The sequence below is a fragment of the Bacillus sp. mrc49 genome (assembly GCF_002803435.1).
Genome location: NZ_PHNG01000593.1, coordinates 1 through 829, shown reverse-complemented (window position 1 = coordinate 829; position 829 = coordinate 1). Strand labels below are relative to the sequence as shown.

The following is an 829-nucleotide window of genomic DNA, read 5'->3' as shown; positions in this document are numbered from 1 at the left end:
TATCGGAACTTCACGGCACCGATTTTGAAACCCATATGGAAATCTATGTACATTTGCATTCATTCGACATGAATCAATCCATTGCCCTTAAGGTGAAGCTGGACAGAGATTCTCCAGCCATTCCCTCCCTGGTCCCGTTATGGCAAGGGGCCAATTGGCCGGAATGTGAGGCCTATGATTTATTAGGCATCAATTTTCGTGGGCACCCTGACTTAAAGCGGATTTTACTTGGTGATGATTGGAAAGGGTATCCCCTTAGGAAAGATTATCAGCCTTATGATGTGGAGGTGTAACCCCAATGTTAAGGACGGAAGAAATGCTTCTCAATGTCGGACCTCAGCATCCGAGCACGCATGGCGTTTTTCGGCTCGTCATCAAGATTGATGGCGAAATTATAAAAGAGGCCACCCCCGTTATCGGGTATTTGCATCGTGGTACGGAAAAGCTGGCGGAGAACCTGCAATATACGCAAATCATTCCATATACCGATCGGCTCGATTATCTGGCGGCCATGACAAATAATTATGTGTTATGCCATGCTGTCGAAACAATGATGGGATTGGAGGTCCCTGATAGGGCTGAATATTTGCGGGTGATCGCCATGGAGTTGGGCAGAGTGGCGAGCCATCTTGTTTGGTGGGGGACATACTTGCTTGATATAGGAGCGACGAGCCCTTTTTTATACGCGTTTCGCGAGCGTGAAATGATCGTCAACTTATTGACCGAATTGTCGGGGGCACGGCTTACATTCAATTATATGCGAGTGGGCGGAGTGAAATGGGACGCCCCCGAAGGCTGGATTGCAAAGGTCGCCGAGTTCGTGCCTTAT

At 48.3% G+C, this 829-nt stretch carries 1 protein-coding gene and 1 pseudogene; both read left to right on the top strand.

Annotated features, from left to right (window positions below; all coding sequences use genetic code 11):
- Window positions 1-293 (top strand): NADH-quinone oxidoreductase subunit C (locus CVN76_RS06240; RefSeq protein WP_198512508.1); only part of this gene is annotated, 293 nt, incomplete at its 5' end.
- Window positions 294-298: 5 nt separating this feature from the next.
- Window positions 299-829, top strand: a pseudogene (locus CVN76_RS06235) (NADH-quinone oxidoreductase subunit D); the annotation flags it as partial.